This is a genomic window from Microlunatus endophyticus, assembly GCF_014646195.1.
Taxonomy (GTDB): Bacteria; Actinomycetota; Actinomycetes; order Propionibacteriales; family Propionibacteriaceae; genus Microlunatus; species Microlunatus endophyticus.
The window spans coordinates 234,467-261,004 of record NZ_BMMZ01000004.1; the positions used below are offsets into that span (position 1 = coordinate 234,467).

Genomic DNA, 26,538 nt, shown 5'->3' on the forward strand with positions numbered 1-26,538 from the left:
TAGTATCGCATCCGCTGTTCACGCAGGGTTTGACGCTCTGCGAGAGCTGCGATGAGGGGCTATGGCGCAGTTGGTAGCGCGTTTCCATGGCATGGAAAAGGTCAGGGGTTCGAATCCCCTTAGCTCCACTTTTGTGATGAGTCGGGTCATCGCTGATCGGCGGTTGGTGGCCGATGTGCCACGCTGCCAGATGCACCACGGCGACGCAGTCCTCGACGGTTGCTCGGACATCGGTGTACGTTCGGGTGTCGCAGCGGACGAGATCGCCGGAGGCCGGGAATGCGTCGGGATCGGGCGGCCTCCTAATCCGGAGGCTCCGGTGATCAACACTCGGGTCAGGTGTGTCCTTTCAGCAATCAGGTGCAGAACCACGTCGTGACGGACTCATCCAGCCCGGTCCGGCCTCGACGTCTCGAACGTAGGTGAGCGTTACCGTTCCCGTGCCGCACGGCCCCGCCGCCGCCGATGACCTCGGTGGACGTAGGAATCTCCTAGCGGACTAACAGGTTCAGCCCACGGGCCTGACAAGGTATCAAGCCAGCCTTGTCGCATGACATCGCCTACCATGCCAACTCGTGGAGCCTTGCCGAGTGCACTGACAATCGGTTCATCGGATCGCGCTGTGCCCGTTGTGGATATCGTGATTCCGGTCTACAACGAGGAAGCGGCGTTGGAGTCCAGCGTCCGCCGGGTGTGTGCCTGTGCTGAGGAGGTCCTGCCCGTTGGTTGGCGGGTGACGATCGCCGACAACGCCAGCACGGACAGCACCCAGTCGATCGGCGAACATCTGGCCAGCGAGATCGAACCCGTTCGGTATCTGCGTCTTGATCAAAAGGGACGCGGTCGGGCTCTGCGGACCGCTTGGCTGTCGTCGGAATCGTTGGTGCTCGTCTACATGGACGTCGATCTGTCGACCGACCTGAGGGCGCTGTTGCCGTTGGTCGCTCCGCTGTTGACCGGGCACTCGGCGATCGCCGTCGGTAGCCGGTTGAGGCGCGGTGCTCGCGTGGTTCGCGGTCCGAAGCGCGAATACATCTCCCGGATCTACAACCGACTGCTCCGGGTCTCGCTGCGGGTCGGCTTCAGCGACGCCCAGTGTGGGTTCAAGGCGATTCGACGTGACGTTGCCCGTCAGATGCTGCCATCGGTCGCGGATCAGGGTTGGTTCTTCGACACCGAGTTGTTGGTCCTCGCCGAGCGGCTCGGTCTGCGCATCTACGAGGTTCCGGTCGACTGGACGGACGACCCCGACAGCAGAGTCCACGTGGTCGACACGGCGATGAAGGATCTGCAAGGCATGTGGCGGATCCGTAACCGCCGGACGCAGGTCGACTATTTCCGGCGATCCGTTGCAGAGATGGAGGAACCAGCGTCGGCGCCGCCGGCTGGTGACGCTATCCCCGCCGGGCGTGATCATCGCGGCTCGGCTGCTTTGGACACCTTCGGAGAGGCGGCATGATCATGAGCCATTCCACCGTATTGGAAGCGCCGGCGACGGCCTCCATCAGCACACCGGGCGGTTCCGTGTCCGACAACTCCGTTACTGAATCTGTTCCCGCCCGGCGGCGAGACCCGCGCTGGGTGTTGCCGGCGCTGGTGATGCTGCTGGTGGGTACCGGCGTGCTCTACCTGTGGAACCTCGGCTCCGAGGGCAACGCCAACTCCTTCTACGCCGCGGCGGTTCAGGCCGGGTCGGAGAGTTGGAAGGCCTGGTTCTTCGGGGCGATCGACAAGGCTGCCTCGATCACGGTCGACAAGCCGCCGGCCTCGTTGTGGTTGATGGGACTGTCGGCGCGGATCTTCGGCTACAGCACCTGGAGCATGTTGGTCCCGGAAGCGCTCGCCGGGGTGGCGTCGGTGTGGCTGCTGTACGCGACGGTCAAACGTGTCGCAGGACCCGTGGCAGGGTTGATTGCCGGAGGGTTGTTCGCCCTGACGCCGGCGGCAGTGTTGATCTTCCGATTCAACAATCCTGATGCGGTCCTGCTGCTGTTGGTCGTCGCGGCGACCTACGCGATGACGCGTGCGATCCAGGATGGCAAGACTCGATGGCTGGTGCTCGCCGGAGTCGCGCTGGGTTTCGGATTTCTGACCAAGAGTGGCCAGGCATTGCTGGTGCTGCCCGCTCTGACCGCCGCCTACCTGGTCGCTGGCCCGCGTCATCTCGTACGCCGGATCTGGCAGCTCGGACTGGCTGGAGCGAGTCTGGTGGCGTCGGCCGGGTGGTGGATCGTGGTCGTGCTGTTGTGGCCCGCGTCGAGCCGTCCCTATATCGGAGGCAGCACGAACAACAGCCCGCTCGAGCTGGCCTTCGGCTACAACGGCTTGGGTCGCCTGTTCGGCGGCACGGGCAACGGTGGTGGCGGTGCCGCCCAGGGCGGAGGTCCCGGGGGAGGCAACTCCAGCTTCGGTGGCTCGAGTGGCCTGCTGCGGCTTTTCAGGGATGAGTTCGGCCTGGAGATCTCCTGGCTGATCCCCGCCGCGCTGATTGCGATCTTCGGTTTGGTGTGGCTGACTGCCAGAGCCCGGCGGACCGATCAGCTGCGTGCGGCCACCATCGTCTGGGGTGGATCGTTCCTGGTCACCGGATTGACGTTCAGTCTCATGCAGGGGACCATCCACCCCTACTACTCGGTCGCGCTGGCACCGTCCATCGCCGCGCTGGTGGCACTCGCCGGCCGCCAGCTCTGGGAGCGGCACGACACGGCCTCCCACCTCATCATGATCGGCATGGTCGCGGCCACCGCCGGCTACGGCGCCTACACGCTGGCGCACAACGACACCAGCAGCTGGTACGTGATCCTGGCTGCCGGATTGGGAGCCGTCGCCGTGGCGGGGTTGGTGCTGCGTTGGACCGGGCGGAACCGGATCGCTCGGCTGGCTCCTCTGGTCGCTCTGCTGGCGGTTCTCGCGGTGGCGGTGCCGGTCGGGAACTGGGGCGTACGGACTGCGGCGACTGCGCACACGGGAAGCATCCCCACTGCGGTGGCCACCTCGGGTTCCGGCATGAGTGGGGTGGGTAACGCCGGCGGCGGTGCTCCGGGCGGGATGCAGGGTGCACCCGGCGGCTCCGAGGGAACCAGGACCGGGAACCGGCAGACCGGTAACCCACCGGAAGGAATGACTCCGGGTAGCAACTCGGGGTCCCGATCTGGTTTTCCTGGCGGTACCGAGTCAAGCGGCGGCAACGACACCATGAGCGGCACCATGGGTGAGGGCATGGGCGGTGACATCGGCGGTGCGACCAGTAGCAAGCTGATCAGTGCACTGAAGGCCACGACCACCACCTGGTCTGCGGCTACCGTCGGAGCGCAGGGCGCGGCAGAACTGGAATTGTCGACCGACACCTCGGTGATGCCGATCGGCGGCTTCACCGGCTCCGACAACGCTCCGACACTCGCCCAGTTCAAAGCCTGGGTCAAAGAGGGCAAGGTCACCTATTTCATCGCCGGCCAATCGGGCGGTGCCGGTGGGCCGGGCGGTGGATCGAGCGCAGCCAGCGCGATCACCTCATGGGTCGAGAAGAACTACACCACCACGACCATCGGCGGCACCACCGTCTACGTCCTGACCAAATGACCGGCCCCTGGCTCCGCCAGGGCCCGAGTTGTTCCTGTGAGCCGTCGGCGAACTCTTGAACTCCCGTTGGTCGAGGGCATGATGGACAGGCCGGCAGCCTGGGCTTCCGACGGTCGACGACGACCAGCATCTGTACACGGCAACGCAGTAGAGGGCCTCGTCATCGAATCCATGGACAAATCAGACGCCACTTCTCCCGGATCGGATCGCCATCGCTCCAGTCTCGACTCCCAGGACAGAACCGATGACACAAGCCGCCCACAGCCGCATCACCCGGATGTGACGACCGAGAGACCGAAGCTCCTCGATGTGTCTATGCCGCAACTGTTCGGTGGTGCGTTGGCTGCCATGACAGCTGCGGTAATCGGGTCTCGTCTCGGCGTCGCCGGCACTGTCGTCGGCGCCGCACTGGCCAGCATCTGTGCTGCGGTGCTGGGTTCGGTCTACACCGCTTCTATACGGCGAACCCATCAGCTTGCCCGGATAGCACTCAGCAGGACGCCGGGTCGTAGCACCCGAGAGACGCAGCTGCCCTCCTCGATCACCTTGCGGGAAACGGACGCCACACCGCACAGGCCGGCCCGGCAAGTCGACGGCTCTCTGGAGTCCGACGAACCTGTTTCGCCGTCAGTCCGCAGACCAAGGTCGCGTCGGCTGCTGATCAGTTCGCTGGTCGGCGGGATAACTGTCTTCGTGATCGCCTTCGGGGCTATCGCCGGTATCGAGCTGGCGACAGGCCGCACACTCGACGGTCAGCACGGAACCACGACCGCCAGCGAACTCGTCCATCGCACGCATTCGCATCGACCCGGTCATGACGGGTCCAAGGAGTCAGACGATCCCGCCGGCTCGAGTGACAGCGGTTCGCCCAGCCCGCAGCCTCATTCATCCGCCAGCGATCAAGACCCGTCATCCGCTGACCAGCCTTCCAGCCAGCCGACCGGTGGATCAGATCCCTCGGGCTCCAGCACTTCGGAATCAACCGACGCCCCATCGGACGATCAGTCGGCCGACAGCGATCCCTCCGACCAGAGCTCCAGCGGCCAGGATTCGAGCGGTACGGGCTCCACTGGCCAGGCCAGCAACTCCAGTACTGCCGGCTCTGGTTCGGGCACCTCCGGCTCTTCCGAAGGCTCGTCCCAATCCGATGGCTCCGGATCGTGATCGGCACCGAGAAAGCTCGGCCTGCGACGAGAAGTTCGCCGAGTCGTGGCACTTGAGCCGCTGGGCGTCGGCCCGCACGAGTTCCAAGGAGGCCTCGTCCTCGTCCAGACCGAAGCCGCGCACGATGGTGAGGATCTGCGCGCTCGCCCGCGTCTTGTCAATGCGTGGCGCTTGTGTGAACGTCGCCGTTCACGCCGTCCGGGAAGAAGCCACCCTTGGTCGCCTTTCCCGGATTCAGGTACACCACGTTCAGGACGGCACCAGGCGTTCGGCTGTAGGCGATCGCATGTCCACTGGTCGGGGTGATGTTCGACCCGCCGCTCCAGTGGATGCCTTTGTCGTCATCAGTCTTGCCGTCGAGACTGTCGCGCGCAGCGGAGATCTTCCGAGCGGGCAGGTACATCTCGCGTTCGTACAGTGACGTACGGATCGTGGCCGCATGATATGCCTCGACCGCGAGAATGCCGGCCGCTGCCTCCAGATAGGTCTTGTTGTTGATCAATGGCGCCGCACCCTTGTATGCGGTCACGCCGACGTCCTCGAAGATGTAGGCGCCGAGGAGGAAGTTGTCCTCATTGGCGAACGGATCGAAGTCCTGTCCCTTCTTGATCAGTCCCGCGGCCTGGGCAGCGGCGCTGAAGCTGGACCTCAGGTCCAGCGTCGGTTGGGCGACGCCGGCCGAACCCAACGCCTTACGCAGGAACTTGACGTGGTGCAGCTCGTCTCCGGCGATTTCCTCAGCGTACTGGCGGATGCGTTTGGTTTGGAACGGCACCTTGTGGCCACCGATGACCTTGCCGTGGGTGCCCTTGCCGTGAGTGAGTGAACTGTCAATCCCGTGTCCGTGAACGGCATGGGCGTAGAACTGTGCCTCCAGGTATTCCAGGTTGAGCGCGAAGTTCAGAACGGTTCCGTCATTCGGCGCCGCCTCCGCCAGATCGCTGCCGCTGCGCACTACCGCTGCGGCCCCGACGGCTCCCAGACCGGCGAGTCCCGCCGCTCGGAGGAACTTCCTCCGCTCACTAGGGTTCTCTGCACTCTGATCGACCATCGTGATCATCGTCTTGCGTCCGAACACCTCACACCTCTTCCGAGTCGATGCCCTGGGGCGTCTCGTCCCAGAGTTGTGAGTGGTTCGACGCCAACCGCACCTTGGATGGGACGAATCAGCAACATCTTCCTGTCCGGACGGCGATTGGCGCGTTTCCCGGCGTCTTGTCTGAGCCCGAGCTCGGTGCGCTGGGTAGGGTCAGATGATGCAGGGATCAGTGACACTGCCGATGAACGCCGATCCGAACCGGATCTGGGAACTGGTGAGCGATCCGACACGAATCGGCCGCTACAGTCCGGAGACGTTCGAAGGCGAATGGACCAATGGCGCCAGCGGACCTGCGATTGGCGCCCGTTTTCGAGGTCACGTACGCAGAAACGGTCGCGGACCGGTGTACTGGACGCCCTGTGTCGTGACCGCTTGCGAACCTGGTCGGCGGTTCGAGTTCACGGTCGGGCGAATCGATAGACCCGTTATGCGCTGGGGCTATGAAATCACCCCGACATCCCAGGGTGCCGATGTCCGCGAGTACTTCGCTGCCGTGCCGTCGAGGGTTCTGCGGCTCTATTGGGCGGTAGCCGGCCGAGCCCGGACGCGAACCAACATGCGCAATATGCGCTCCACGCTGGAGCGCATTCGCGACGAGGTCGAGTGATTGGCGGAAACAGCGTTCCAACGCCACTGGGGAGTGAAGTGGTTCTGGTCGCGTCCGGCCCGTATCCCCCGCCCGGTCGGACCACAGTCGGGGGTCTGGATCGACGACCGGGCGGGAGACGGGACGAGACACACAAACAGTGACGGGGGAGTCGTGCTGTGTCTCGTCGCTCGGGGTCCCTCGGCCCCATATTGGAAAGATACAGGCTCGCGCGGGTCAAAGTTACAGAAAGTTGGTATTCACGGTCTGCCGGGTATGGCCTGTTAATCGATTTAATCGATTTAATCGATCCACAATCCATGTTTGTTGTGGTAGCCGCAACGATCGTGAGGTGTTCTCGGTGGAATGCCCGTCGATCTCGGACTGGGCAGAGCACAGATCAGGAGAGCCGGAAGCTCATCACGGGATTTCCGGTCGGAGTCGATGATCCGCCTTGCTTTTCCACTGTGACTGCAACGCTGCGGGCGGTCAGGGCCGCCTGTGGCAAGGTCACAACGACGGTGGAATCGGTCGACGTAATCAACCCTGCAGACTTCGGCACGTCCGTGATCGTCCACAGCTGATAGACCTGGCTACCCGATGGCGCAGGCAGATCGGTTCCCACGAAGATGGCCTTCTGTTGCATCTCGGAGAAGATCACAGCACCGCGGCCTCCGCCTGGCGTCGATGCCGTTCGCGAGACGCTGTCCGGTGAACTGATCAGCCGCGAGATGAGCTGCTGCTGGCGGTCGGCACGGGCTGCTGTCCGGTACGACTGCCAACCCCAGAGACTTGCGGTGAACGCGATGAGAAGTGCCACAGCGGCCACAAGATAAGGGATTCTCCGCACCAGGACTGGTCGGCGTGTTCGCCTCCGCAGTTCGACGACCGCTCTGTGCCCGGGTCGTTGATCAACGGTTTCGTCCGCCGCGAAGTTGTCGGACACGTCGACCGAGGACCGCAGTGCGCTCGCGTCGGTTTGGTGGGGATCAGGCTCTTCTTGCGGGGTGCTGGCGATCCTTGTGAGGATCGATTCGCGCAGGCGGGCGGGCGGCGCAACCGGAATGCTCTGGGTCAAGAGGGTCGTCGCGTCGCGGGTCGACTGGAGTTCCGCCCGGCATCGAGGACAGTCGCGTAGGTGTGCCTCGAATCGCTCAGCCTCGTCGGCAGGGAGTGCCCCCACAGCGTAGAGCGGGGCATCTCGGTGGAGATCAGTCATCAGGTGCTCCTCCCCTCCAGCTTCCGGCGTAATTGTCGTAGCGCATCGCGTATCCGGGCTTTGGCCGTTCCCAGTGGGATGTCCAGGAGTTCGGCTACTTCGCGGTGGGTGCAGCCGCTGAAGTAGACGAGCTCGATCGCCTGACGTTGGGCAGCGCTGAGGGTGTCTACGGCGGACCGTGCCCGCCGCCATTCGTCTTGAAGCACCACCAGGTCCGATGGGTCTTCCACGTCGATAGCGACGGTGGCCGCTCTCTCGTCCCTGCGTGCCGCGCGCTCTGTCGAACGTACCCGGTCAACGGCCTTTCGGCGGGAGATGGTGCTCAGCCAGGTCAGCGATGAGCCGCGAGTGGGGTCGAACCGGGTCGCCTGCCGCCAGGCCTCGACGTAGACCTCCTGTGTGACCTCTTCAGCCAGCGCCGGATTGCGTACGACCCGCAGAACGATCCCGTACGCGATCGCCGACGTCGCGTCGTACCACGTCGCAAACGCCTCTTGATCACCGGCTGCGATGCGAGGCATCAGAGCATCGAGTGCCGCTCCGGACCCCGTCACGACCATTCACTGTGCCACATCGGAACAAGATCAGCGGACCGCAGCGCGATCTTGCTGGCGTCAGCACCAGCCGATCGGGGACGGGGACGCGGTTTCTCCCGTGTGCCGTCTGGTCTGGATGTCAGCCTGCCATTCAACACTCGCAGGTCGAAGGCCTCTTGCCTCATGCACGTGCTGTGGCGTCTGTGCTTCCGGCCCTCACTCGGGTGCTGTCGTACGGACGTCGTCGGATTCGCGCTCAGCCAGGGCTGCGTCGATTTCCCGGCGAATGGCGCGGAATGGGTCGTACCCGGCGATCGCCTCGCGCATATCGGCGGCATGCTCACGGAATGATGGATCGGCGAGGACGGCTTGGATCGCCTTCCGGAGCTGCGCCGAGCTGGGGCGGCCGGTTCGGAGATCGATGCCGACCCCGAAGTACTCGACGCGAGCAGCGACCTCCGGCTTGTCCTCGGCGGCACCGGCCACGACGAGCGGGACGCCGGCAGACAGCGCATTCATCGTGCCGCCGTAACCGCCGTTGGTGACCATCACGTTGCAGAGCGGCAGCAGCCTGTCGTAGGGCAGGAATTCCGCGACACGTGTGTTGGACGGGAGCGGACCGACCGATCGGATCGGCGCCCTGCCCGTGGAGACGATGACGTGGAGATCAAGATCTTCCAGTGCGTCGATCGTCGGCCGGATCACCATGCTGAGATCATGGTTGTCGAGGGTTCCCTGCGTGACGTGAACGACGGGACGACCGTCTGCCAGTTCGTCCCACCAGCCGGGAAGCTCGGTCCGGCTGGCCGCCGAACGGTAGGCAGGTAGCGTGCCGACGAACCGGACGTTTCCGGAGAGGTCACGGCGCTCGTATTCGAACTCGCGCGGCCCCAGTTGCAGGTACCTGTCAGGAAGACGAGAGAAGTCGATCACGAACCCCTGGGGCTTGCGACCTCCGGCTTCTCGGATGAGTTGACTGGCCAGGTGTTGGGCGTGGGCGAAGAACACCCGCTGTGCCGCGACATTCAGGACGCGGTTGCGCAACCGTGCAAGCTGGCCGGGGGCCATCCGGATGCGCGAGTTTGCCGGCGGTGTGTCGACGCTGAGTTGGGCGAGCGGCCCGATGCCGATCGCGATGACCGGCAGCCGGTCGGCAACCGGCTGTTGCAGGAGTGGCAGGGCGCCCGCGAACAGGCTGTCGATCAGCACCGCGTCGACGGACTCCGTCGCGAGGGTCGCCGACAGCGCCTTCCATTGGTCGGGGATCGGGCGGATGAAGGTCGACTCGACCTGATACTGCGAGAGCTTGAGTCCGCGGTATCGGTGTGCATCCGGCACGAAGGTGGCGGGGTCGCGTTCGTCGAAGTCGGCGACGCCACCGAAGGACCGGAACTCCAAGCCACTGTCGGTCGCGGATTCCCGGAAGCGTGAACCGGTGAGGAGAATGACGCGATCGCCACGAGCGAGGAGGTCACTACCGATTGCGAGCATTGGATTGACGTGGCCGTAGAGCGGGTTGGCGCACAGCAGAAAGGTCGTCATGGTCTTCCTTGTTCGGTGGGACTCGATTCGGCCGGACGATCGGCGGAGTTGAGGATGAGCCGGTCGATCGCGGAACGCAGCCAGGCCGAATACTTGGTGACCGGCCAGCCGAACTGCACGACGAGGTGCTCATAGACCTCGTGAGAGACAAGCACGGAAAGACTCGCGACGACGTCGTCCGCCTCAGCAGGGGTGATCAGTCGGTGCGCGACCAGCCACGGTCCAGCCAGCTCCAGGTCGGATCGGCGGCGGGCGAGGACCTCATCGAAGAGTCGCCGGATCTCGGGCTCAACGTCTGCGGCCGCGCGTGCGGTACGCCAGAGCCCGACCGATCGGGCGATCGAGGCGGACACCAGCTCTACGTAGCGATTCAGGGCGAGGTTCGGATCAGGCAGGGCGAAGACGGCCGCATAGGCCGGGTCCTCCGCCAACGGCCGATCGCCCTCCCGTCCTGTGAACGCGACCGTCATGGCCGTCGCTAGCAACGACGACTTCGATCCGGCCAGATAGACCGACTCCACTGACACTCCGGCGGTGATGGCGATCGCTTTCATCGTCGTCCCGGTATACCCCTGCGCGCTGAATAGCTCGGCCGCCGCGGCGATGATCGCCTCCCGGGTTCGCGCTGCATGCGCGGATCGCTTCGGATACCGGGCTGCATCAGGCATCACGCCTCCTTCATTTAATTACAGTCTAACTGTAACGAAGTCGAGAGATACGTCGGAATGATGAATCCGTAGTCGCTAGTTTTTCTAGTTTTATGGGGCGAGGCTCGGGTACCGCCGGGACTGAATCGTTCCTGACCGAGTTGGGGAGTGAGATCTGATGGCCGCACTTCGAGTCGTTTCCGGAGTTCATGAGCGGGGCCGAGGAGGTCGGGCAGTTCGATGACGCACCCTGCACTGAAGAGCGATCTGGCCAGGTTCAAAGCCCTCATCGAGTCTGGCGGTGGTGAAACCGGTGGCTGGAGAGACGAGGTTGAGTGAGGTGCAGGGCACCGGGATGAGCAGGCATGCCGGTGGCGGTACCGGCGCTCCGAACCGGGGTGAGGTGGACAGGAAGCGGAGAAGGGCACGCGCAGTACTGGTTCTGGTGAGTGGCCTGCTGATCGCGATCGTGGCGTTCTGCATGGTCGAGATCGCGACCGGCGCGCACGCGACCACGAGTCCCAGCAGCGGCTACGGCGCTGACGGAAGCAGCTATGTGAACCTGCCTCACGCCGCAATCATCTGGCTGGCGATCGCGATGACCAGCTTGATCGCGATCATGGCGCTCGGTATAGCTGCCGCCTTCTCCGACCAGCAATAGCAGCCGCGGTACGCGGGTCATGAGTGACCCGTTCGATCCATCCGATTGTGTGCCGGTGCCGAACAGGTGACGGTCTGGAATTTGGACGTGCCAGACCTGTCGACCCGGCGCCAGGTGCTGATGCGTTCACCCGCAACGCATGTGGAGGCCACCTCTCTGTCCGGGTTGAGCACCGTCGCATCGCTGGACAGGGTCGTCCAGTGATGCGACGGCCTGCTGCCGGCGAGCGGCGACTCGGGAAGGCAGGTGATTTCGGTGGGACGCATCCTGGTGGCGTCGACGCCGGTGTACGGGCACCTGGGCCCGCTGACGCGGATCGCGCGGGCCTTACAGGACGCCGGACATGAGGTGGTGTTGCTCGCCGGGGACACTCCGGGTCAGGGCGCGGAAGCACCTCGGCGCCCCCCGCCCGCTTCGGGCCGCGGCAGCGGCTCGGCTCCTTCGGCTCGGGGCACCGCTCGCTGGCGGCCGCGTTGGATCAAGGGGCGCGACGAGATCCTGGATACCTTCGTGGTCCCGTTACGTGCCCAGGCCGACGCGGTGGCCGGTCTGCTCCACCCGGTCGGACGTACGCCGCGGTTCGACGCTGTCGTCGCCGATGTCTCATTTCTCGGCGTCCAGCCTCTCCTGGCCTCCTGCTCGCCGGGCTTGCGGCCGCCGGTGATCGGGATCTCTGTGACGCCGATCATGTTGCCGAGCCAGGACTGCGCACCGTTCGGCACGGCCCTACGGCCCTGGGACGGGCCGGCCGGCCGAACGCGTAACCGTCAGACCGACTGGTTGTTGCGCAACGGGCCGCTGCGTGTCGTCCAGGCAACGATCGACACGATCGCCGCGGGAATAGGCGTCGGCCCGGGCGAGATCACGCTGTTCGGCGCCATCGCGCGGTTCGATCGCGTTTTTCAACTGGGGTTGCCGGAACTGGAGTATCCGCGGCGAGAATTGCCGGCTTTCGTGGAGTTTGTCGGGCCGCTTCCTGCGTCGTGCGGCTGCGGCAGCCATCTGATCCTCGATCAGCGCAAGCCGGTCGTACACGTGACCCAGGGCACCCTGGACAATGCTGATCCGACCAGGCTCCTGCTGCCGGCGATCCGAGCCCTCGCCGGGGACGAGCTGACCGTCATCGCCAGTACCGGCGGCGCCGACACGGCGATCACGTCGCTGGGAGCCCATGATCATCCCGGCGTGCAGGTCGTCGACTTCGCCTGCTACTGCTGGCTGCTGCCGCGAACCGACCTGATGATCACCAACGGTGGTTACGGCGGAGTCCAGCTCGCGGCTCGCGACGGCGTGCCGCTGATCGTCGCGGGCGACACCCAGGACAAGGCCGAAGTCGCCGCGCGGGTGGCCTGGAGTGGCATCGGCCTCGACCTTCGCAGCGGCCGGCCACGCCCGCGGCAGATCCGCAACGCGGTCCGCCGCGTTCTTGCCGATCGCCGCTGTGCCCTAAAGTCCGCGGCGCTCGCCGCCTCGGCCGCCGGGCTCGGCGACCCGATGGAGCGAATCGTCGCAGCGGTTGGGGCCGCGCTGTAGTCCGTGCCGCGGGCTGCGGTCTCAGATCGTCTGGGCAAAGCCCGTCAGCCGCGATACTGGACCTTCACGGCGACGGCGCGACCGTCTCGCCAGACGCCGCGGTGCATCTGTCCGATCGACGCCGCAGCCGCCTGCCCGACCTTCATGGCGCCGCCCTCGAGTTCGCCAGGACTCGGAACAGTTGGTCGGCTGCTTGTTGCCGCAGTTCCGCGTTGACCGATTCGGCCGATGCGCCGCGCAATCTCCGCCCGAGGGCCACGGTTCGACGTCCGGCGAGTCGAGCGGCAGTGAGGCCAGCTCCGCTCCGCGACGGAACGAAGAACGCTCCGGCTCGCCGTCTGCAGCAACCATCCAGCCAGCGGACGGGTCAGATGCTCAGGCAGCTAGATTTTCTAGTGTTTGATTCTCGGCGGTCTGGACGGCAGAATCCGGGTACAAGCTAGATATTCTAGTTTGATTCGATGGGGAGATGACCTAGGTCAATGGCTGATCGGCGAACCAGCATCGCAGTGTTCACGCGCGATCTTCGGGTCAACGACAACCCGGTCCTGACAGCGGCAGCGGCGGCCGAGTTCACGATTCCGATGTTCGTCCAGGACACGGTGATCGCAGACAGCTCCTTCAGCAACCGGCATCGGCAGCATTTCCTGAACGCGGGTCTGGCCGATCTCGATGCGTCGCTCCAGCAGCTCGGCGCAGCCTTGGTGATCCGTAGCGGCGATCCGGTCGAGGAAGTGGCGCGGATGGCCGAGCGATTCGACGTCGAATCGGTCCATATCGCAGCAGACGCCTCCGGCTACGCCCGCGCCCGGGAGCGACGGCTGCACCGGGTGCTGGCGTGCCAGCGCCGACGGCTCGTGGTGCACGAAGCGGTGATCACGGTGCACCCGCTGGGCGAGATCACGCCGTCCGGGTCGGATCATTTCAGCGTCTTCAGCCCGTATTACCGGCGGTGGCGAGACCAACGGCGGCGGCCGCTGGTGCCAGTTCCGGACCGGATCGACCTGCCCGAAGGGCTGAGCCAGGGCCGAGTGCCTGCCGGCGCGGCGGCGCACGACTGGCAGGGCGGTGAGACGGTCGCCCGACACCGCGCCAACGAGTGGTTCGCCGACGGGCTGGCCGACTACCTGGACCATCACGATGACCTCGCCGCCGATGGCACGTCCCGGCTGTCGCCCTACCTGCATTTCGGCAACCTGTCACCGGTCGAGCTGGCGAGCAAGGCCGACCAGCGGCCGAGCAGGGGATCGGAGGCGTACGTCCGGCAGCTCGCGTGGCGCGACTTCCATCACCAGGTACTGGCGGCTCGTCCCGCTGCGGCGTGGCAGGACTACCGGTATCGCGACGATCAGTGGAGCGATCCGGGTCGGTTGCTGGACGCCTGGCGGGCCGGGCAGACCGGGTTTCCGTTGGTCGACGCGGGGATGCGGGAGCTGATCGAGACCGGCTGGATGCACAACCGTTCGCGGCTGGTGACCGGCAGCTTCCTCACCAAGACCCTCTATCTGGATTGGCGGCACGGTGCCCGGCATTTCCTGGATCACCTGGTGGACGGTGACCTGGCGAACAACAACCTGAACTGGCAGTGGGTCGCGGGGACGGGGACCGACACGCGGCCGAACCGGGTCCTCAACCCGCTCCGGCAGGCCGAACGCTACGACCCCGACGCCCGCTACGTACGCCGATGGGTTCCGGAACTGGCCGACCTGCAGGATCCGCGGGATGTGCACGAGCCCTGGCGGCTGCCGGAGATCGAACGTAAGGCGCTGGGCTATCCGGAACCGATCGCCGATCTGGCTGCCGGCCGCGCGCACTTCCTGGCGACCCGGGGAGGCGGACAGTGACGACCGAGCGGACCTCGATGGAACCCATGTTGATCGGACCGATGGCGGCGCAGGGCGACGACGTCGTGCTCGTCGACGATCAGGCACGACCGATCGGACGACGGAAGCGGCTGGCGGTGCACGGCGCGGACACCCCCCGACACCTGGCGTTCTCCAGCTGGATCAGCGATCCGTACGGTCGGGTGCTGCTCACCCGCCGCGCACTGGGCAAGCGCGCCTGGCCGGGCGTGTGGACGAACTCCTGCTGCGGACATCCACGTCCCGGCGAGCCGGTGGAGGACGCGGTGTTGCGGCGGGTCAACGAGGAGCTGGGCGTCCGGGTGCAGCGGCTCCGGTCCCTGTTGCCGGAGTTCAGCTACCGGGCGGTCGACCCGAGCGGGATCGTGGAGAACGAGTTCTGTCCGGTCTACGCGGCGACGCTGGCCGATCCCGAAACCCTCGCGCCGGATGCAGACGAGGTGATGGACTGGGTCTGGACCTCTCCCGACGAGATCCGGGCAGCAGTCCGGCAGGCTCCGTACGCCTTCAGTCCGTGGGCGGTGGGCCAGCTCGCCCAGCTCGGACCGGACGCGTTCGGCGCCGGACCTGACGGTGCGGTGGCCCGATGTTGATCGACGGCCGGCGGCGGCCTCAAGGCGCCACGCTGACGTCGGGGAGCTCGGTGCGATCGCTGTCCCAGGAGCCGGCTTTCGGTGATCATCTGGCACGAGTGGATGCGTTGCTGCGCCAGGTTCTCGCCGACGCGACCATCGGCTGGCAATCCGATGATCTTGGTGCTGATGATCAAGCCGTCGATGATCAAGCCATTGATGATCAGGCCATTGATGATCATGGCCCGACTCTGGGCGACCTGCCGGAGCTGCTGGGACAGGTGCTCTTCTCCGGGGGTAAGCGGCTGCGGCCGATCGTCGGCCTGCTCGGTTTCCAGATCGCCGGCGGTAGGCCGGGCACAACGGCGGAGCAGGATCTGATCAGGGTCTGCGCGGCCCTGGAGTTGTTGCACAGTTTCGCCTTGGTGCAGGACGATGTGATGGACTCCTCGGTCTCCCGGCGAGGACGTCCGACGGCTCATGTGCTGCTCGCCGCGCGGCATCGCGATCATGGTGCGATCGGTCGTCCGGACCAGTTCGGCGAGAGTCTGGCCGTGCTCCTGGGCGACCTGGCCCATGCGGAGGCCGATCACTTGATCAACAGCTGCGCGCCGGAGATCGCCCGGCGGTGGCATCGGATGATCATCGAGCTGATCCGCGGCCAGGTGGGCGATCTGGTCGGCGCCGCCGTGGGGGAGAGACGTCCTCGCAGCGCCTTGGCGGTCGCGCAGCTGAAGTCCGGCGGTTACACGATCAAGCGGCCGTTGGAACTCGGCGCGGCCACGGCGGGCGCGGACCAGTCGACTCTGCGCAGGCTCGAGGTGTACGGCCACGAGGCGGGATCGGCGTTCGCCCTCCGGGACGACATCCTCGGAGTCTGGGGTGATCCGACAGTCACGGGGAAGCCGGCCGGTGACGATCTGATCGCCGGCAAGCCCACCGTGATCATCGCGCTGGCTCATCAGCGGCTGCCGCTCTCCGAGCGGCGGCTGCTGGACCGCGCGGGATCCGAGCTGACCAAGGACGATGTGGTCCGGCTGCAACAGGTGATCACCATCTGTGGAGTGCGGGCCGAGGTGGAGACGATGATCCAGCGGCACGTCGACTGCGCGACGTCCGCGGTCGCGCCGCTGGCCTCGGGCAACGGCCCCCGGGCCGGCGCGGCGAACGCGTTGATCAAGCTCGCCGGCCAGGTCGCTTGGCGGGACCGATGAGCAAGATCGTGATCGTCGGCGCCGGGCTGGCCGGGCTGTCTGCCGGCTGCCGGCTCCTCGGTCAGGGTCATGAGGTGACCGTGCTGGAGCAGTCGTCCCAGGTCGGCGGAGTGGCCGGCCGGCTGCAGCAGGACGGTTTCAGTTTCGATACCGGCCCGACGGTGCTGACCATGCCCAGCCTGATCGACGACACACTGCGATGTGTGGGCAGCCGGCTCGCCGATCGGCTGCCGTTACGACGCCTGGAGCCAGCCTATCGGGGCCGATTCGCTGACGGGTCGACCATCGACGTCCATACCGACCCGGCTGAGATGCTTGCCGAGATCGAGCGCAGCTGCGGGCCGCAGGAGGTCCGGCGATTCCAGCGGTTCGTCAGCTGGGTCACCCGACTCTACGAGCTCGAGTTCAGCACGTTCATCGATGTCAACTACCGGACACCGCTGGACCTGCTCCGGTCACCGGCGACTCTGGCCCGGCTGTTCGCGGCCGGCGGCTTCGGACGCCTCGGCCCGGCGATCGGCCGGCGGATCGCCGACCCGAGACTGCAACGGCTGATGAGCTTCCAGGCGTTGTACGTCGGCCTGTCGCCGTCCGAGGCGCTGGCGATCTACGCGGTGATCAGCTACCTGGACTCGATCTCCGGCGTCTGGTTCCCCGACGGCGGCATGCACGCCGTTCCGCGGGCACTTGCCGACGCCTTCGTCGACGCCGGCGGCGTGCTCGCCACCGGGCAGCCGGTCACCGGCTTGATCACCGACTCGCGCGGCCGGGTGGCGGGCGTTCGCACCGGTGACGACCGGCTGATGGCCGACGCCGTGGTCTGCACCGGTGACCTGTCGACGACCTACCGGAAGCTGCTGCCCATGCTCCGGCCGCCGCGCCGCCTCGGCTCCGGCCGCTACGCACCGTCGGCGGTTGTCTGGCATCTGGGCGTCCGCGGTCTTCCCGACGAGCGGGTGCGGCATCACAACATCCACTTCGGACGATCCTGGGAGGAGTCGTTCACGGCGATGCTGCAGCACGGCCGGCTGATGCCTGACCCGTCCCGTCTGGTCACCGTTCCCAGCCTCGACGACGCCGGCAGCGCGCCGGACGGCTGCAGCACGCTGTATGTCCTGGAGCCGGTTCCCAACACCGCGGCCGATATCGACTGGCAGGATCAGAGCGACTTCTTCCGGGACCGGCTCGGCGCATTCCTGAACTCCGCCGGCTATCCGTCCGAGGTGATCACCGAGAAGTTGATCACTCCACAGGACTGGGCCAATCAAGGGCATTCGCACGGCACACCGTTCGCGCTGGCGCACACCTTCGGACAGACCGGTCCCTTCCGGCCGGCGAACCATGATCATCGGGTCCCCGGGCTGTTCTTCGCCGGCTCCGGGACGGTGCCCGGGGTCGGGGTGCCGATGGTGATCATCTCCGGCCGGCTGGCGGCCCAGCGGGTCGGCGACTATCTGACCGGGCGGACGGCGCCGGTTCGCCGCCGGGAACCCCACGTCTCGGTGACCGGATGAGCGATCTACTCCGAGCCGGCTACCGGGAATGTGCCCGGCTCACCCGACGGCACGGCACCACCTACTACTGGGGCGCGGCGATCCTGCCGCGCACGCAGCGTCGCCAGGTGTACACCGTCTACGCGCTGTGCCGGCTCGCCGACGACATCATCGACGTCGCGGATCTGGATGCGGTCGGCCGAGGCCGCGAGCTGGACCGGTTCCAGGACCGCTTCAATGCCGCCCTGAACGGTCCCTGCGACGATCCCGTGCTCGCCGCGGTTGCCGACACGGTGATCCGTCGCAGCATCGATCGGGAGTGCTTCGACCGATTCTTCGGCGCCATGCGGATGGACCTCACTCGGTCGAGCTACCGGACCTGGGACGATCTGTGCGGCTACATGGAAGGGTCGGCCGCGGTGATCGGCGAGATGATGCTGCCGATCCTGGAGCCGACGTCCCGCCGGGCACGGGAGCCGGCCCGGGCGCTCGGGCTCGCATTCCAGCTGACCAACTTCCTGCGGGACGTCGGCGAGGATCTCGACCGCGGCCGGATCTATCTGCCCCAAGAGGATCTGGAACGCTTCGATGCCGATCCCGCCGAACGCCGGGTGACCCCCGGATGGCGTCGGCTGATGGCGTACGAGGTGGACCGCAATCGGGAGCTGTACGCCCGGGCGAGGCAAGGGATCGCCATGCTGCCGCCGGCATCGGCTCGCTGCGTCGCCACTGCCCAGGTGCTGTATGCCCGGATCCTCGAGCGCATCGAGGCCCGTGGGTACGACGTGTTCTCCGGACGTGCTGTCGTGCCGACCGCTGCCAAGGCGGCAACCGCCGGTCGCATCCTGCTGATCGGACCGCCGCGCATCGCCGTCGAGCCCAGGGAGGCCGCATGACCATCCGCCCGTCCGAACAGACCCGTACGGACCTGATCCGCCGGACGGTCCGGTCCCGGGTGCCGATCCGGCTGCGACCCCAACCGGGATACGACGACCTGCGGCCGACCTGGCGGGAGGCCAAACCCGCCAGGATCCGCGAGTCCCTGCGGCTGTCGCAGGAACGGTCCGCGGGTGGCTGGTATGTGGTCGGCCGGAGCGAGGATCTCGGACATTCGGCCAGCATCGCCCGGGTGATCGCAGGCCGGGAGATCACCTTGTGGCGCTCGGCAGACGGCGGGTTGCGCGCCGGACCGGGCGGTTGCCCGCATCTGGGTGCGCTGCTGGACGGCTGCCCTGTGCTGGAAGGGAATCTGGTCTGCCGGTGGCACGGCCTGATGCTCGGCGACGCCGGCTACGGCAACTGGAAGCCGTACGCCGCTCAGGACGACGGTGCTCTGCTGTGGGCCCGCGTCCCACCGGTGGCCGGCGATGGCGAAGATCTCGGCACGGACCCGGACGGCGATCGGCCGACCGCCGCTCCGGTCGTCGGTGACCGGCCGCCGCTGGCCCAGTCGGTGAGCGCGGTGATCACCCGCCGCGGCCGCTGCGAGCCGGTCGACATCATGGCCAACCGGCTCGATCCGTGGCACGGCGCCTGGTTCCACCCGTATTCGTTCAGCCACCTGCGGGTCGACGATGACGCCAGCACGCCGGAGCGGCTCGCAGTGGACGTCACCTTCCGCCTCGGGCACCGGTTGGGGGTGCCGGTCCGGGCGGAGTTCGTCTGCCCGGACCGCCGGACGATCGTGATGCGGATCATCGACGGCGAGGGCGTCGGCAGCGTCGTCGAAACGCACGCCACACCGATCACCGGACCCGGCGATCCGCAACCCGAGACCGTGATGACCGAGCTCACCGTCGCCTATTCCGACCGGCCCGGGTTCGTCACCGCTCGCAGGCTGGCCGGGCTGCTGCGACCCGCCATGCGGCACGTCGCGCGGCGGCTCTGGGTGGACGATCTCGTCTACGCGGAACGCCGCTACGCATTGCGGTGCCGAGGCGAATTCCCCGGCTGAAGCGGCTGGCGCCCGAGCAGCCGGCGCACGAGGAGATGGCGCAGGGCGCCGGGCCAGCGCTGCCGTGACTGCCGGGGCACGGTCCACAGATCGTGCCCGCGGACGCCCCAGCCGGCGAGCAGCTGATTGGCGGCCTGGAAGCCCGTCGTCGCCGCCCGCTCCATCAAGGCGACGGGCAGCTCGCAACGGATCGCGTCGCCGGCCAGCACCACCCGTGGATCCGGCGTGCCGACCGTCGGCCGGTCCGCCCACGGACCCGGACCGACCAGGACGCAGTCCTGATCGGTCCGCCACTCCTCGGCCAGCACCCGGGCCTCGGCCGTCTCGGGATACACCGCGGCCAGCTCCGTACGGAGCCGGGACTTGAGCTGGCCGGCAGCGGCCCGATGGCCGGGATCGGAACCGGACCAGCCGGATCCCCCGAGGGCGTACGCATGCAGTTCGACGACCGAACCGCCGCGCTCGGCCGCCCAGCGCGCCGAGCCGGCCTCGTAACGGTCGAGGACGCTGATGTTGTCCAGCGGGCCGTAGCCGCTGGTCGCCAGGAACGCCGGCCGCCCGGGTGCCACCGGACGGTCGAGCCAGAGCCGCCAGACGGCGAACGGAGGTGCCGTCCGGACCGCACCCAGCTGCCGGAGCCAGTCTGGATCGGCACCGGTGATTCCGCCGGTGATCCCGCCGGTGACTCCTGCAGTGACGCCGCGGGCCAGGCCGGCCAGGCCGCCGGGGTCGACGGCGATCACGACGGCATCGCAGGTCAGCTCTGCTCCGTCACCGACCGTCGATCCCGCGGGACGGTGGCGGACCCGTACGGTCTGCTCGGCGAGGTCGATGCTGTGCACGTCGGTTTCGAGCAGCAGGTCTGCGCCCTGATCGGCCAGTCGCCGGCTCAGCGGTCCCCACAGCGCGCTGTCGTAGTCGTCGTCGGGGACGTCGAACAACAGGCCTTCCGACGATCCGACGAAGTAGCTGTGGAACATCGCGAGCAGTTCGCCGGCCGCGAAGTCAGCGGGGTCGGCGAAGAAGCTGCGGGCGAACACCTCCAGAGCCAGGTGCCTGGCCTGCGCGGGAAACCGCAGCCGGTCCAGGAACTCGGCTGCGCTGACTCGGTCCCAGGCGCTGAAGGTGTCCGGGAAGTCGACGTCCAACAGACCGAGGGCGTGGCCGACGTCGACCCGGGCCAGGTCCCGGGCACGAATGCTGGAGCTGGTGAGGACGAAGCCGGCGATGCTCAACGGCGGCGTCCGGGGAATCCGGGCGAACGAGTCCGTCGGGCCGCCGGCCAGCCTGATCGGGTAGTCGCCCACCGGTCGTAGCCGATCAAGCCCGGGATCGGCGCGCCGGAGCAGTCCGCGGAGGTTGTAGTACTGCCGGAAGAAGGCGTGGAACCCGCGGCTCATCGTCACGCTGTCAGCTGCGTGACGGACCGGCCAGGCCCCGGCCCGACCGCCGAAATACGGCTGCCGCTCGAGCACCGTGACAGCTACGCCGCGTTCCAGCAGCGCCGTCGCGGCGGCGAGCCCGGCGATTCCGCCGCCGATCACGGCAACGGACCGGCCGTGGTCGGCGACCGGCCGGCCCGCGATCGCGGGAAGCAGCTCGGCCCTGCGATCCCTGCCAGGCCTCCAAGCCCGGTCCGTTCCGCGGCTCGTCGGTCGGCTCATCGGTCGGCAACGTTCTCAGAGCGGCGGCTGAGCGACTGCCAGATCATGATCGTCGACGTGACCAACGCGAAGCCGAAACCGAAATCCTCGATCGGGATGTCCCAGGGAAACCTGAGGCCGAGGATCTCCGACCGCCGGTAGATGACGATGGGATCGGACAGTTTGGTCAGCCAGCCGTCGACGGGGACCTGGAACGCCCACACGATGATCATGGTCAGCCAGTAGCGTACGGAGCCGAAGATCCCCGTCCGCAGCAGCAGCTCGACGAGCACCACGGCCAGCACGCTGATCACCGTCAGCAGCGTGTATTCAGGCATCCGGCACCGACGTCCCACCGCGTCTGCTCGGTGTTCGCCGGGGCAGCAGGCGCCCGAGCACCGAGTAGGCGAGCAGCCCGCACAGCGGGATGACGACGAAGAAGGCCAGCTCTTCGATCGGCAGCACACCGAAGATCCGCAGGCCGGTGATGTACGCCGGGTTGTAACTCCAATGATCACCGACCACACCGACGACATCCCAGGCAGAGAAGATCACCACGACCGGCAGCAGGGTGATCAACAGACGCCCGGGACGCCGGTAGACGCGAGCGCCGAGGAAGATCTCCAGGGGAAGGGTGACGAGCACGCAGAGTGCCAGCAGTGACAGGTACTGCAGATGTCCGGCGACGATGATCAGCACAACTGCCGGTGTCGCGGTCAGTGGTCCACCACCTGACGGTCCGGCGCCGCGCCGCGTCGGGCCAGCTCGGAGATATTGCGTTGCATCCCGCCGAACACGATGCCGTGGAACGGGACGATGGACCGCCAGTAGAGGTGACCGAGCAGTCCCTGGGGGTGGAAGATCGCCCGTTGACGGAAGACGGCACGGCCCTGGTCGTCGGTTTCGCTGATCAGCTCAAGCCAGGCCCGGCCGGGAAGCCGCATCTCCGCGCGCAACCGCAGCAGCGACCCGTGCACGATCTTCTCGACCCGCCACCAGTCCAAGGCGTCACCGGTCTGCAGGCTGAGCGGATCCCGGCGACCACGCCGCAGCCCGGGGCCGCCGGCGATCCGGTCCAGCACACCGCGAGTCGACCAGCCGAGCCGCCACGAATGCCAACCCTGCTTGCCGCCGATCTCCTCGATCACCCGCCACAACATCTCCGGTGTGGCGTCCACGACCGTGCACCGGTCGTCGACGTAGAGATCGCCGCCGGCCCAGTCGGGATCATCGGGAAGCGGATCGCTCGGCGCTTCGCCGTAGCTGGCCGAAGTCCATGTCGTCGAGACGTCGTAGTCCCGGATCTTCTGCAGTGCCAGCTCGACCGCCCGGTCAAAGCCGATCAGACCTTCCGGGGAGGGGATCAGCGCCTCCAGATCGTGCTCCTTGGCGGTGACCTCGTGGGTCAGCGACAGCACCAGCGGCTTGGCGATCCCGGCCGGCACCGGGGTGACCAGACCGACCCAATGGCTGGCCAGCCACGGGGTGAGGGCCGGGGTCGCCCGGATCAGCCGCGACGGCAGGCCGACGACTGCGGCGTACCGCTGAATCATCTCGCGATAGGTCAGCACGTCCGGGCCGCCGATGTCGAAGGCACGGTTGATCTGGCCGGGGAGGCCGGCCGCTCCGACGAGGTATCGGAGCACGTCTCGGATCGCGATCGGCTGGATCTTGGTATTGATCCAGGTCGGGGCGACCATTACCGGCAGCCGCTCGGTCAGATAGCGCATCATCTCGAACGACGCGCTTCCGGAGCCGATGATCACGGCTGCCTTCAGCACGATCGATCCGACACCGGATTGCAGGAAGATCTCGCCGACCTCGCGGCGGGATTCCAGGTGCGGTGACAACTCGCCGTCCAGCGGGTGCATGCCGCCGAGATACACGATCCGCCGGACGCCGGACTTCTTGGCGGCATCGGCGAAACCCAGCGCCACACGTCGGTCCATCGACTCGAAATGTGGTCCGGAACGCATCGAGTGGATGAGGTAGTACGCGACGTCGACATCCGCCAACGCCCGCAGCAGGTCATCGTGACTGTCGGCGTCACCGTCGACGATCTCGATCTGGTCGGACCAGCTACGGTCGGACAACGCCTGTGGCCGACGGGTCAGGGCCCGCACCCGGAACCCTGCCGCCAGCAGTTCCGGGATCAGCCGGCCGCCGACGTATCCGGTCGCACCGGTGACGAGGACCAGACCGTGCTGACTTCGGGACATGCGACGCCCTTCCTCGCAATGGAACTCTCGCAATGGAACTAGTAACTAGATATTCTAGCGTCGCGTCGTCATGAGAGATACTCCGGCCCCGACCGCGGCCGTCCTGACGCTACGATCGTGGGGTGAGCGAAGCGGATGCGTACGCCATAAGCCTGGCGGTGCGCAGGCTGCTTCAAGCGGGCCGTGAGATGCAGGCGATCGCCGCCCGCCAGCTGGGCCTTCGAGTCACGGATGTGCAGGCGATGGATCTCATCACCGCGGGTGGCGGCAATCTGAGCCCCGCGGAGTTGGCCGACAGGCTGGGCATTCGGACGGCCTCGGCCAGTGCGTTGGTCGACCGGCTTGCTGAAGCCGGTCATCTGGAGCGGTCCCGGGCCGAGGCGCGTGTTGATGTCGGCCGTGGTCGTACCCGGCTGACTGCAACAGAGCATGCCCGTGCTGAGATCCGCCAGACGCTCCGTGATGTCAATGACGGATTCCGGGAGCTCGGAACATCGTTGAGCGAGGAGGAGGCCTCGACCGTACTCGCCTTCTTGAACCAGGCGACCGACATCCTCAGAAGCTTCGCCGCTGTCCGCGAGTCGCGATCAGGTGGAGGGGCGGGCATCGACGAATCGACCAGTCGCAGTCGAAGCGGTATCCCGAGCGACGGAACGTAGGACGTGCGAACGCGTCGCACCCCCTGGGCGAATGAGGTCTTCCGGTGGCAGCCCCGCGTCCGGTTGCCCGAGCGAGCCCCTCGTCAGTGGTGGGGATCGGGGATCGGGATCGGCTTGTTGCGCTTGCCCTTCGGGCCACCGACCGACCTTGCCGCACGGAACACGTGACTGGGCGTCCACGGCCGGGTCCAGGGCTGTCGTCGTACGCCACCGAGTTGCGGGTCGCTGGTCAGGCCCGGACTGGCTTCAAGGCGTCCGGCCGCGGTGGTCACGAAGTCGGCGTCCGCAGCTGTGGTGACCCTCACGTCGTACCAGCCGCCGGTCGAGGTCGTCTCGACGCTGACCGTGACGCTGCGGCCGGCCGGGACCCGCACCGAGTGGTCGTGGCCGTACGCGTCGTCGATCTGTGCGGTCACCGCGCTGTGTCCATGGGGCGCGCTGAGCTCAAGCTCGATGGAGTGCGGGCCGCGCTGGCTCACCGCGACCTGCAGCGGTGAGGTCGGCGCGCCGGCGACCTGCCGGAAGAATCCGTTCGGACCGTGCAACTCGAGGTCGTAGACACCGGTGACCGGCCAGGCGTCGCTGAGGCTGTGCCCGGCGCCGATCGTGTAGCTGAAGGGCGCGTTAGGCACCGTCAGCGAACGAGCCTGGACGTGGACGCCGAGTGATCCCCGGTTCGTCAGGTCCAGCGTGAGCTGCCCGCGCTCGACGGCGATGTCCGCGGTCAGGTCGTAACCGAGACAACGGCTCGGCCGTACGCCGGGCTCCTGCTTGGGCAGCGCACCAGTCGTCGGCGGCGTCGGATGCTCCCAGCCGTTGTCGTCACCGGTCGGCTCGTACGCAGACGTGTCGGGCAGCCGCGGCACCCGTAGGCCGGTCTTGCCGAAGTCGAACGCCGAGGTCAGATCGCCTGAGACCGTACGTCGCCACGGCGTCAGATTCGGCTCCTCGACACCGAACCGCTTCTCGATGAACTGGATCACCGACGTGTGGTCGAAGGTCTGCGAATTCACCCAGCCGCCGGTGCTCCACGGCGACACGACCAGCAGCGGCACCCGGACACCCAGGCCGTACGGGCCGACGTGCTGGTTGGTGTCCAGGCCCCTGGTGGCGTCGAAATACTCGTTGTCGAGTGGCACCGTCGACTTGCCCGGCAGGTCGCCGACGTTGGGGAACGGCGGCACGACGTGGTCGAAGAAGCCGTCGTTCTCGTCGAAGGTGATGATGAAGGCGGTCTTGCTCCAGACCTCGGGATTGCTGGTCAGCGCGTCCAGCACGTTGGCGATGTACCAGGAGCCGTAACCCGAAGGCCACTGCGGATGCTCGGTGAACGCCTCCGGGGCCGCGATCCAGGAAACCTGCGGCAGCTTGTCCTGCAACACGTCGTCGCGGAGCTGGTCGAAGAGCTGTGGGGCGGCAGCGGCCTGGCCCTCGAAGTCCGCGCCGGCCGCGACCGTGGTCCCCGTACGAGCCTTGTCGTACAGCGGGTCGCCGGGCTTGGCGTTCTGATATTTCGTGAAGTAGAGCAGGGTGTTGTCGCCGTAGTTGCCGATGTAGGGGAAGTTCTCGTCCCAGCCCCACCAGTTGTCGATCACTGTGCCGTCGGACTGGGTGACGGTCTCGGCATCCAGCCCGTTGCCGGTGTCCTGGTAGATCTTCCAGCTCACCCCGGCCGCCTCGAGCCGCTCCGGGTAGGTCGTCCAGCCGTACCCGGCCTCCGAGTTGTTGACCATCGGGCCCTTGCCGTCCTTGCCGTCGTTGCCGACCCAGCCGGTCCACAGGTACGAACGGTTCGGGTCGGTCGGACCGAGCAGCGAGCAGTGGTAGGCGTCGCAGACGGTGAACGCGTCGGCCAGCGCGTAGTAGAAGGGCAGGTCCGCCCGCGTCAGATGCGCCATCGAGGTGGTGGTCTTGACCGGCACCCACTGGTCGTACTTGCCGCGGTTGAGCGTCAGCTGGCCGCCGGTGAAGCTGTGGTCCAGGTCCTCGATGAAATACAACGACAGGTCGTCGCCGGTGTCCGGCCGGAACGGCAGCACCTCGGTGCCGTCGACATCCTGCTGCTGGAAGACCGAGTTCCCGCTCGGCAGGGTAGCCGGATGTGGCTCGCCGAAACCGCGGACGCCGCGCATCGTCCCGAAGTAATGGTCGAAGCTGCGGTTCTCCTGCATCAAGATCACGATGTGCTCGACATCGGCGATGCTGCCGTGGGCCCGGTTCGGAGGGATCGCGGCCGCGTGGGTGATGCTGGCGTTGAGTGCGGCACCGGCAGCGGCGGTCCCGGCAAGGGTGAGAAACAGTCGGCGATCGAGCTGGGGCTGGGGCATCTGGCCCACCTTCCATGGAGCTGAGCTGG

At 66.9% G+C, this 26,538-nt stretch carries 23 protein-coding genes and 1 tRNA gene; 13 read left to right on the forward strand and 11 right to left on the reverse strand.

From position 1 onward, the window contains the following. Window positions 1-55: 55 nt before the first annotated feature. The 3 genes from IEY07_RS10090 to IEY07_RS10100 all read left to right on the forward strand — a co-directional run bounded on the left by IEY07_RS10090 (window position 56) and on the right by IEY07_RS10100 (window position 3,579). Window positions 56-128 (forward strand) — tRNA-Ala (locus IEY07_RS10090). A gap of 494 nt (window positions 129-622) precedes the next feature. Further along, window positions 623-1,459, forward strand: coding sequence for a dolichyl-phosphate beta-glucosyltransferase (locus IEY07_RS10095; RefSeq protein WP_229669922.1), 837 nt, complete (start codon window positions 623-625; stop codon window positions 1,457-1,459). Window positions 1,460-1,461: 2 nt separating this feature from the next. Beyond that, a complete protein-coding gene (locus tag IEY07_RS10100) occupies window positions 1,462-3,579 on the forward strand; it encodes an ArnT family glycosyltransferase (RefSeq protein ID WP_188895428.1) in 2,118 nt (705 codons plus the stop codon). 1,321 nt (window positions 3,580-4,900) lie between these two features. On the opposite strand, the gene IEY07_RS10105 is transcribed toward IEY07_RS10100, so the two are convergent. Then, window positions 4,901-5,794 carry a ferritin-like domain-containing protein gene (locus tag IEY07_RS10105; RefSeq protein ID WP_229669923.1) on the reverse strand — a complete coding sequence of 298 codons (894 nt, stop codon included), beginning with the start codon at window positions 5,792-5,794 and terminating at the stop codon, window positions 4,901-4,903. Window positions 5,795-5,999: 205 nt separating this feature from the next. Between IEY07_RS10105 and IEY07_RS10110 the strand changes: the two genes are divergently transcribed. After that, window positions 6,000-6,449 (forward strand): SRPBCC family protein, encoded by a 450-nt coding sequence (locus tag IEY07_RS10110; RefSeq protein WP_188895115.1) that lies wholly within the window; start codon window positions 6,000-6,002, stop codon window positions 6,447-6,449. Between the two features lie 379 nt (window positions 6,450-6,828). Here the strand turns inward: IEY07_RS10110 and IEY07_RS10115 are convergent, their stop codons facing one another. From IEY07_RS10115 to IEY07_RS10135, 4 genes are all read right to left on the reverse strand, one after another. Further along, a complete protein-coding gene (locus IEY07_RS10115) occupies window positions 6,829-7,647 on the reverse strand; it encodes an anti-sigma factor (protein WP_460809286.1) in 819 nt (272 codons plus the stop codon). Next, window positions 7,647-8,168: a sigma-70 family RNA polymerase sigma factor gene (locus IEY07_RS10125; protein ID WP_229669924.1), complete on the reverse strand. Its 522-nt coding sequence runs from the start codon at window positions 8,166-8,168 to the stop codon at window positions 7,647-7,649. Before IEY07_RS10125 ends, IEY07_RS10115 begins: the two co-directional genes overlap by 1 nt. A 231-nt stretch (window positions 8,169-8,399) precedes the next feature. Next, the gene (locus IEY07_RS10130) at window positions 8,400-9,725 is read right to left on the reverse strand and encodes a glycosyltransferase (RefSeq protein ID WP_188895117.1); all 1,326 of its coding nucleotides are present in this window, start codon (window positions 9,723-9,725) and stop codon (window positions 8,400-8,402) included. Next, on the reverse strand, window positions 9,722-10,393 hold the full coding sequence (locus tag IEY07_RS10135; RefSeq protein ID WP_188895118.1) for a TetR/AcrR family transcriptional regulator: 672 nt from the start codon (window positions 10,391-10,393) through the stop codon (window positions 9,722-9,724). Before IEY07_RS10135 ends, IEY07_RS10130 begins: the two co-directional genes overlap by 4 nt. Before the next feature lie 310 nt (window positions 10,394-10,703). Between IEY07_RS10135 and IEY07_RS10140 the strand changes: the two genes are divergently transcribed. Both IEY07_RS10140 and IEY07_RS10145 read left to right on the forward strand, forming a co-directional pair. Next, complete coding sequence (locus IEY07_RS10140; RefSeq protein WP_188895119.1) at window positions 10,704-11,033, forward strand: hypothetical protein; 330 nt, start codon at window positions 10,704-10,706, stop codon at window positions 11,031-11,033. A 255-nt stretch (window positions 11,034-11,288) separates the two neighbouring features. After that, entirely contained in the window at window positions 11,289-12,566 is a 1,278-nt protein-coding gene (locus IEY07_RS10145; RefSeq protein WP_188895120.1) for a nucleotide disphospho-sugar-binding domain-containing protein, read from the forward strand. Window positions 12,567-12,610: 44 nt separating this feature from the next. Here the strand turns inward: IEY07_RS10145 and IEY07_RS24690 are convergent, their stop codons facing one another. Beyond that, window positions 12,611-12,712, reverse strand: coding sequence for an AarF/UbiB family protein (locus tag IEY07_RS24690; protein ID WP_373288825.1), 102 nt, complete (start codon window positions 12,710-12,712; stop codon window positions 12,611-12,613). A gap of 336 nt (window positions 12,713-13,048) precedes the next feature. Here IEY07_RS24690 and IEY07_RS10155 point away from each other — a divergent pair, with 336 nt between their 5' ends. Genes IEY07_RS10155 through IEY07_RS10180 form a run of 6 tightly spaced genes read left to right on the forward strand, consistent with a single transcriptional unit; the run spans window position 13,049 to window position 19,661 of the window. Continuing rightward, a complete protein-coding gene (locus tag IEY07_RS10155) occupies window positions 13,049-14,410 on the forward strand; it encodes a cryptochrome/photolyase family protein (RefSeq protein ID WP_188895122.1) in 1,362 nt (453 codons plus the stop codon). A gap of 17 nt (window positions 14,411-14,427) precedes the next feature. Next, window positions 14,428-15,021 (forward strand): isopentenyl-diphosphate Delta-isomerase, encoded by a 594-nt coding sequence (gene idi / locus IEY07_RS10160; RefSeq protein ID WP_373288832.1) that lies wholly within the window; start codon window positions 14,428-14,430, stop codon window positions 15,019-15,021. Window positions 15,022-15,071: 50 nt separating this feature from the next. Next, window positions 15,072-16,214 carry a polyprenyl synthetase family protein gene (locus IEY07_RS10165; protein ID WP_188895124.1) on the forward strand — a complete coding sequence of 381 codons (1,143 nt, stop codon included), beginning with the start codon at window positions 15,072-15,074 and terminating at the stop codon, window positions 16,212-16,214. After that, window positions 16,211-17,728: a phytoene desaturase family protein gene (gene crtI, locus IEY07_RS10170; RefSeq protein WP_188895126.1), complete on the forward strand. Its 1,518-nt coding sequence runs from the start codon at window positions 16,211-16,213 to the stop codon at window positions 17,726-17,728. The genes IEY07_RS10165 and crtI overlap by 4 nt, the downstream gene beginning before the upstream one ends. Then, entirely contained in the window at window positions 17,725-18,603 is an 879-nt protein-coding gene (locus tag IEY07_RS10175; protein WP_188895128.1) for a phytoene/squalene synthase family protein, read from the forward strand. The genes crtI and IEY07_RS10175 overlap by 4 nt, the downstream gene beginning before the upstream one ends. Beyond that, window positions 18,600-19,661, forward strand: a complete 1,062-nt coding sequence (locus IEY07_RS10180) for a Rieske (2Fe-2S) protein (protein ID WP_188895130.1) — start codon at window positions 18,600-18,602, stop codon at window positions 19,659-19,661. The genes IEY07_RS10175 and IEY07_RS10180 overlap by 4 nt, the downstream gene beginning before the upstream one ends. Here the strand turns inward: IEY07_RS10180 and IEY07_RS10185 are convergent. Genes IEY07_RS10185 through IEY07_RS10200 form a run of 4 tightly spaced genes read right to left on the reverse strand, consistent with a single transcriptional unit; the run spans window position 19,625 to window position 23,523 of the window. Then, entirely contained in the window at window positions 19,625-21,325 is a 1,701-nt protein-coding gene (locus tag IEY07_RS10185) for an FAD-dependent oxidoreductase (protein ID WP_188895132.1), read from the reverse strand. The two genes, IEY07_RS10180 and IEY07_RS10185, sit on opposite strands and share 37 nt — an antisense overlap. Further along, a complete protein-coding gene (locus IEY07_RS10190; RefSeq protein ID WP_188895134.1) occupies window positions 21,322-21,642 on the reverse strand; it encodes a lycopene cyclase domain-containing protein in 321 nt (106 codons plus the stop codon). The genes IEY07_RS10185 and IEY07_RS10190 overlap by 4 nt, the downstream gene beginning before the upstream one ends. Next, window positions 21,635-22,003 (reverse strand): lycopene cyclase domain-containing protein, encoded by a 369-nt coding sequence (locus IEY07_RS10195; protein ID WP_229669926.1) that lies wholly within the window; start codon window positions 22,001-22,003, stop codon window positions 21,635-21,637. The genes IEY07_RS10190 and IEY07_RS10195 overlap by 8 nt, the downstream gene beginning before the upstream one ends. Before the next feature lie 17 nt (window positions 22,004-22,020). Then, window positions 22,021-23,523, reverse strand: a complete 1,503-nt coding sequence (locus IEY07_RS10200) for an SDR family oxidoreductase (protein WP_188895136.1) — start codon at window positions 23,521-23,523, stop codon at window positions 22,021-22,023. A gap of 122 nt (window positions 23,524-23,645) precedes the next feature. Between IEY07_RS10200 and IEY07_RS10205 the strand changes: the two genes are divergently transcribed. Next, window positions 23,646-24,182: a MarR family winged helix-turn-helix transcriptional regulator gene (locus IEY07_RS10205; RefSeq protein WP_229669927.1), complete on the forward strand. Its 537-nt coding sequence runs from the start codon at window positions 23,646-23,648 to the stop codon at window positions 24,180-24,182. Between the two features lie 83 nt (window positions 24,183-24,265). Here the strand turns inward: IEY07_RS10205 and IEY07_RS10210 are convergent, their stop codons facing one another. Further along, complete coding sequence (locus IEY07_RS10210; RefSeq protein ID WP_188895137.1) at window positions 24,266-26,509, reverse strand: phosphocholine-specific phospholipase C; 2,244 nt, start codon at window positions 26,507-26,509, stop codon at window positions 24,266-24,268. Window positions 26,510-26,538: the final 29 nt, after the last annotated feature.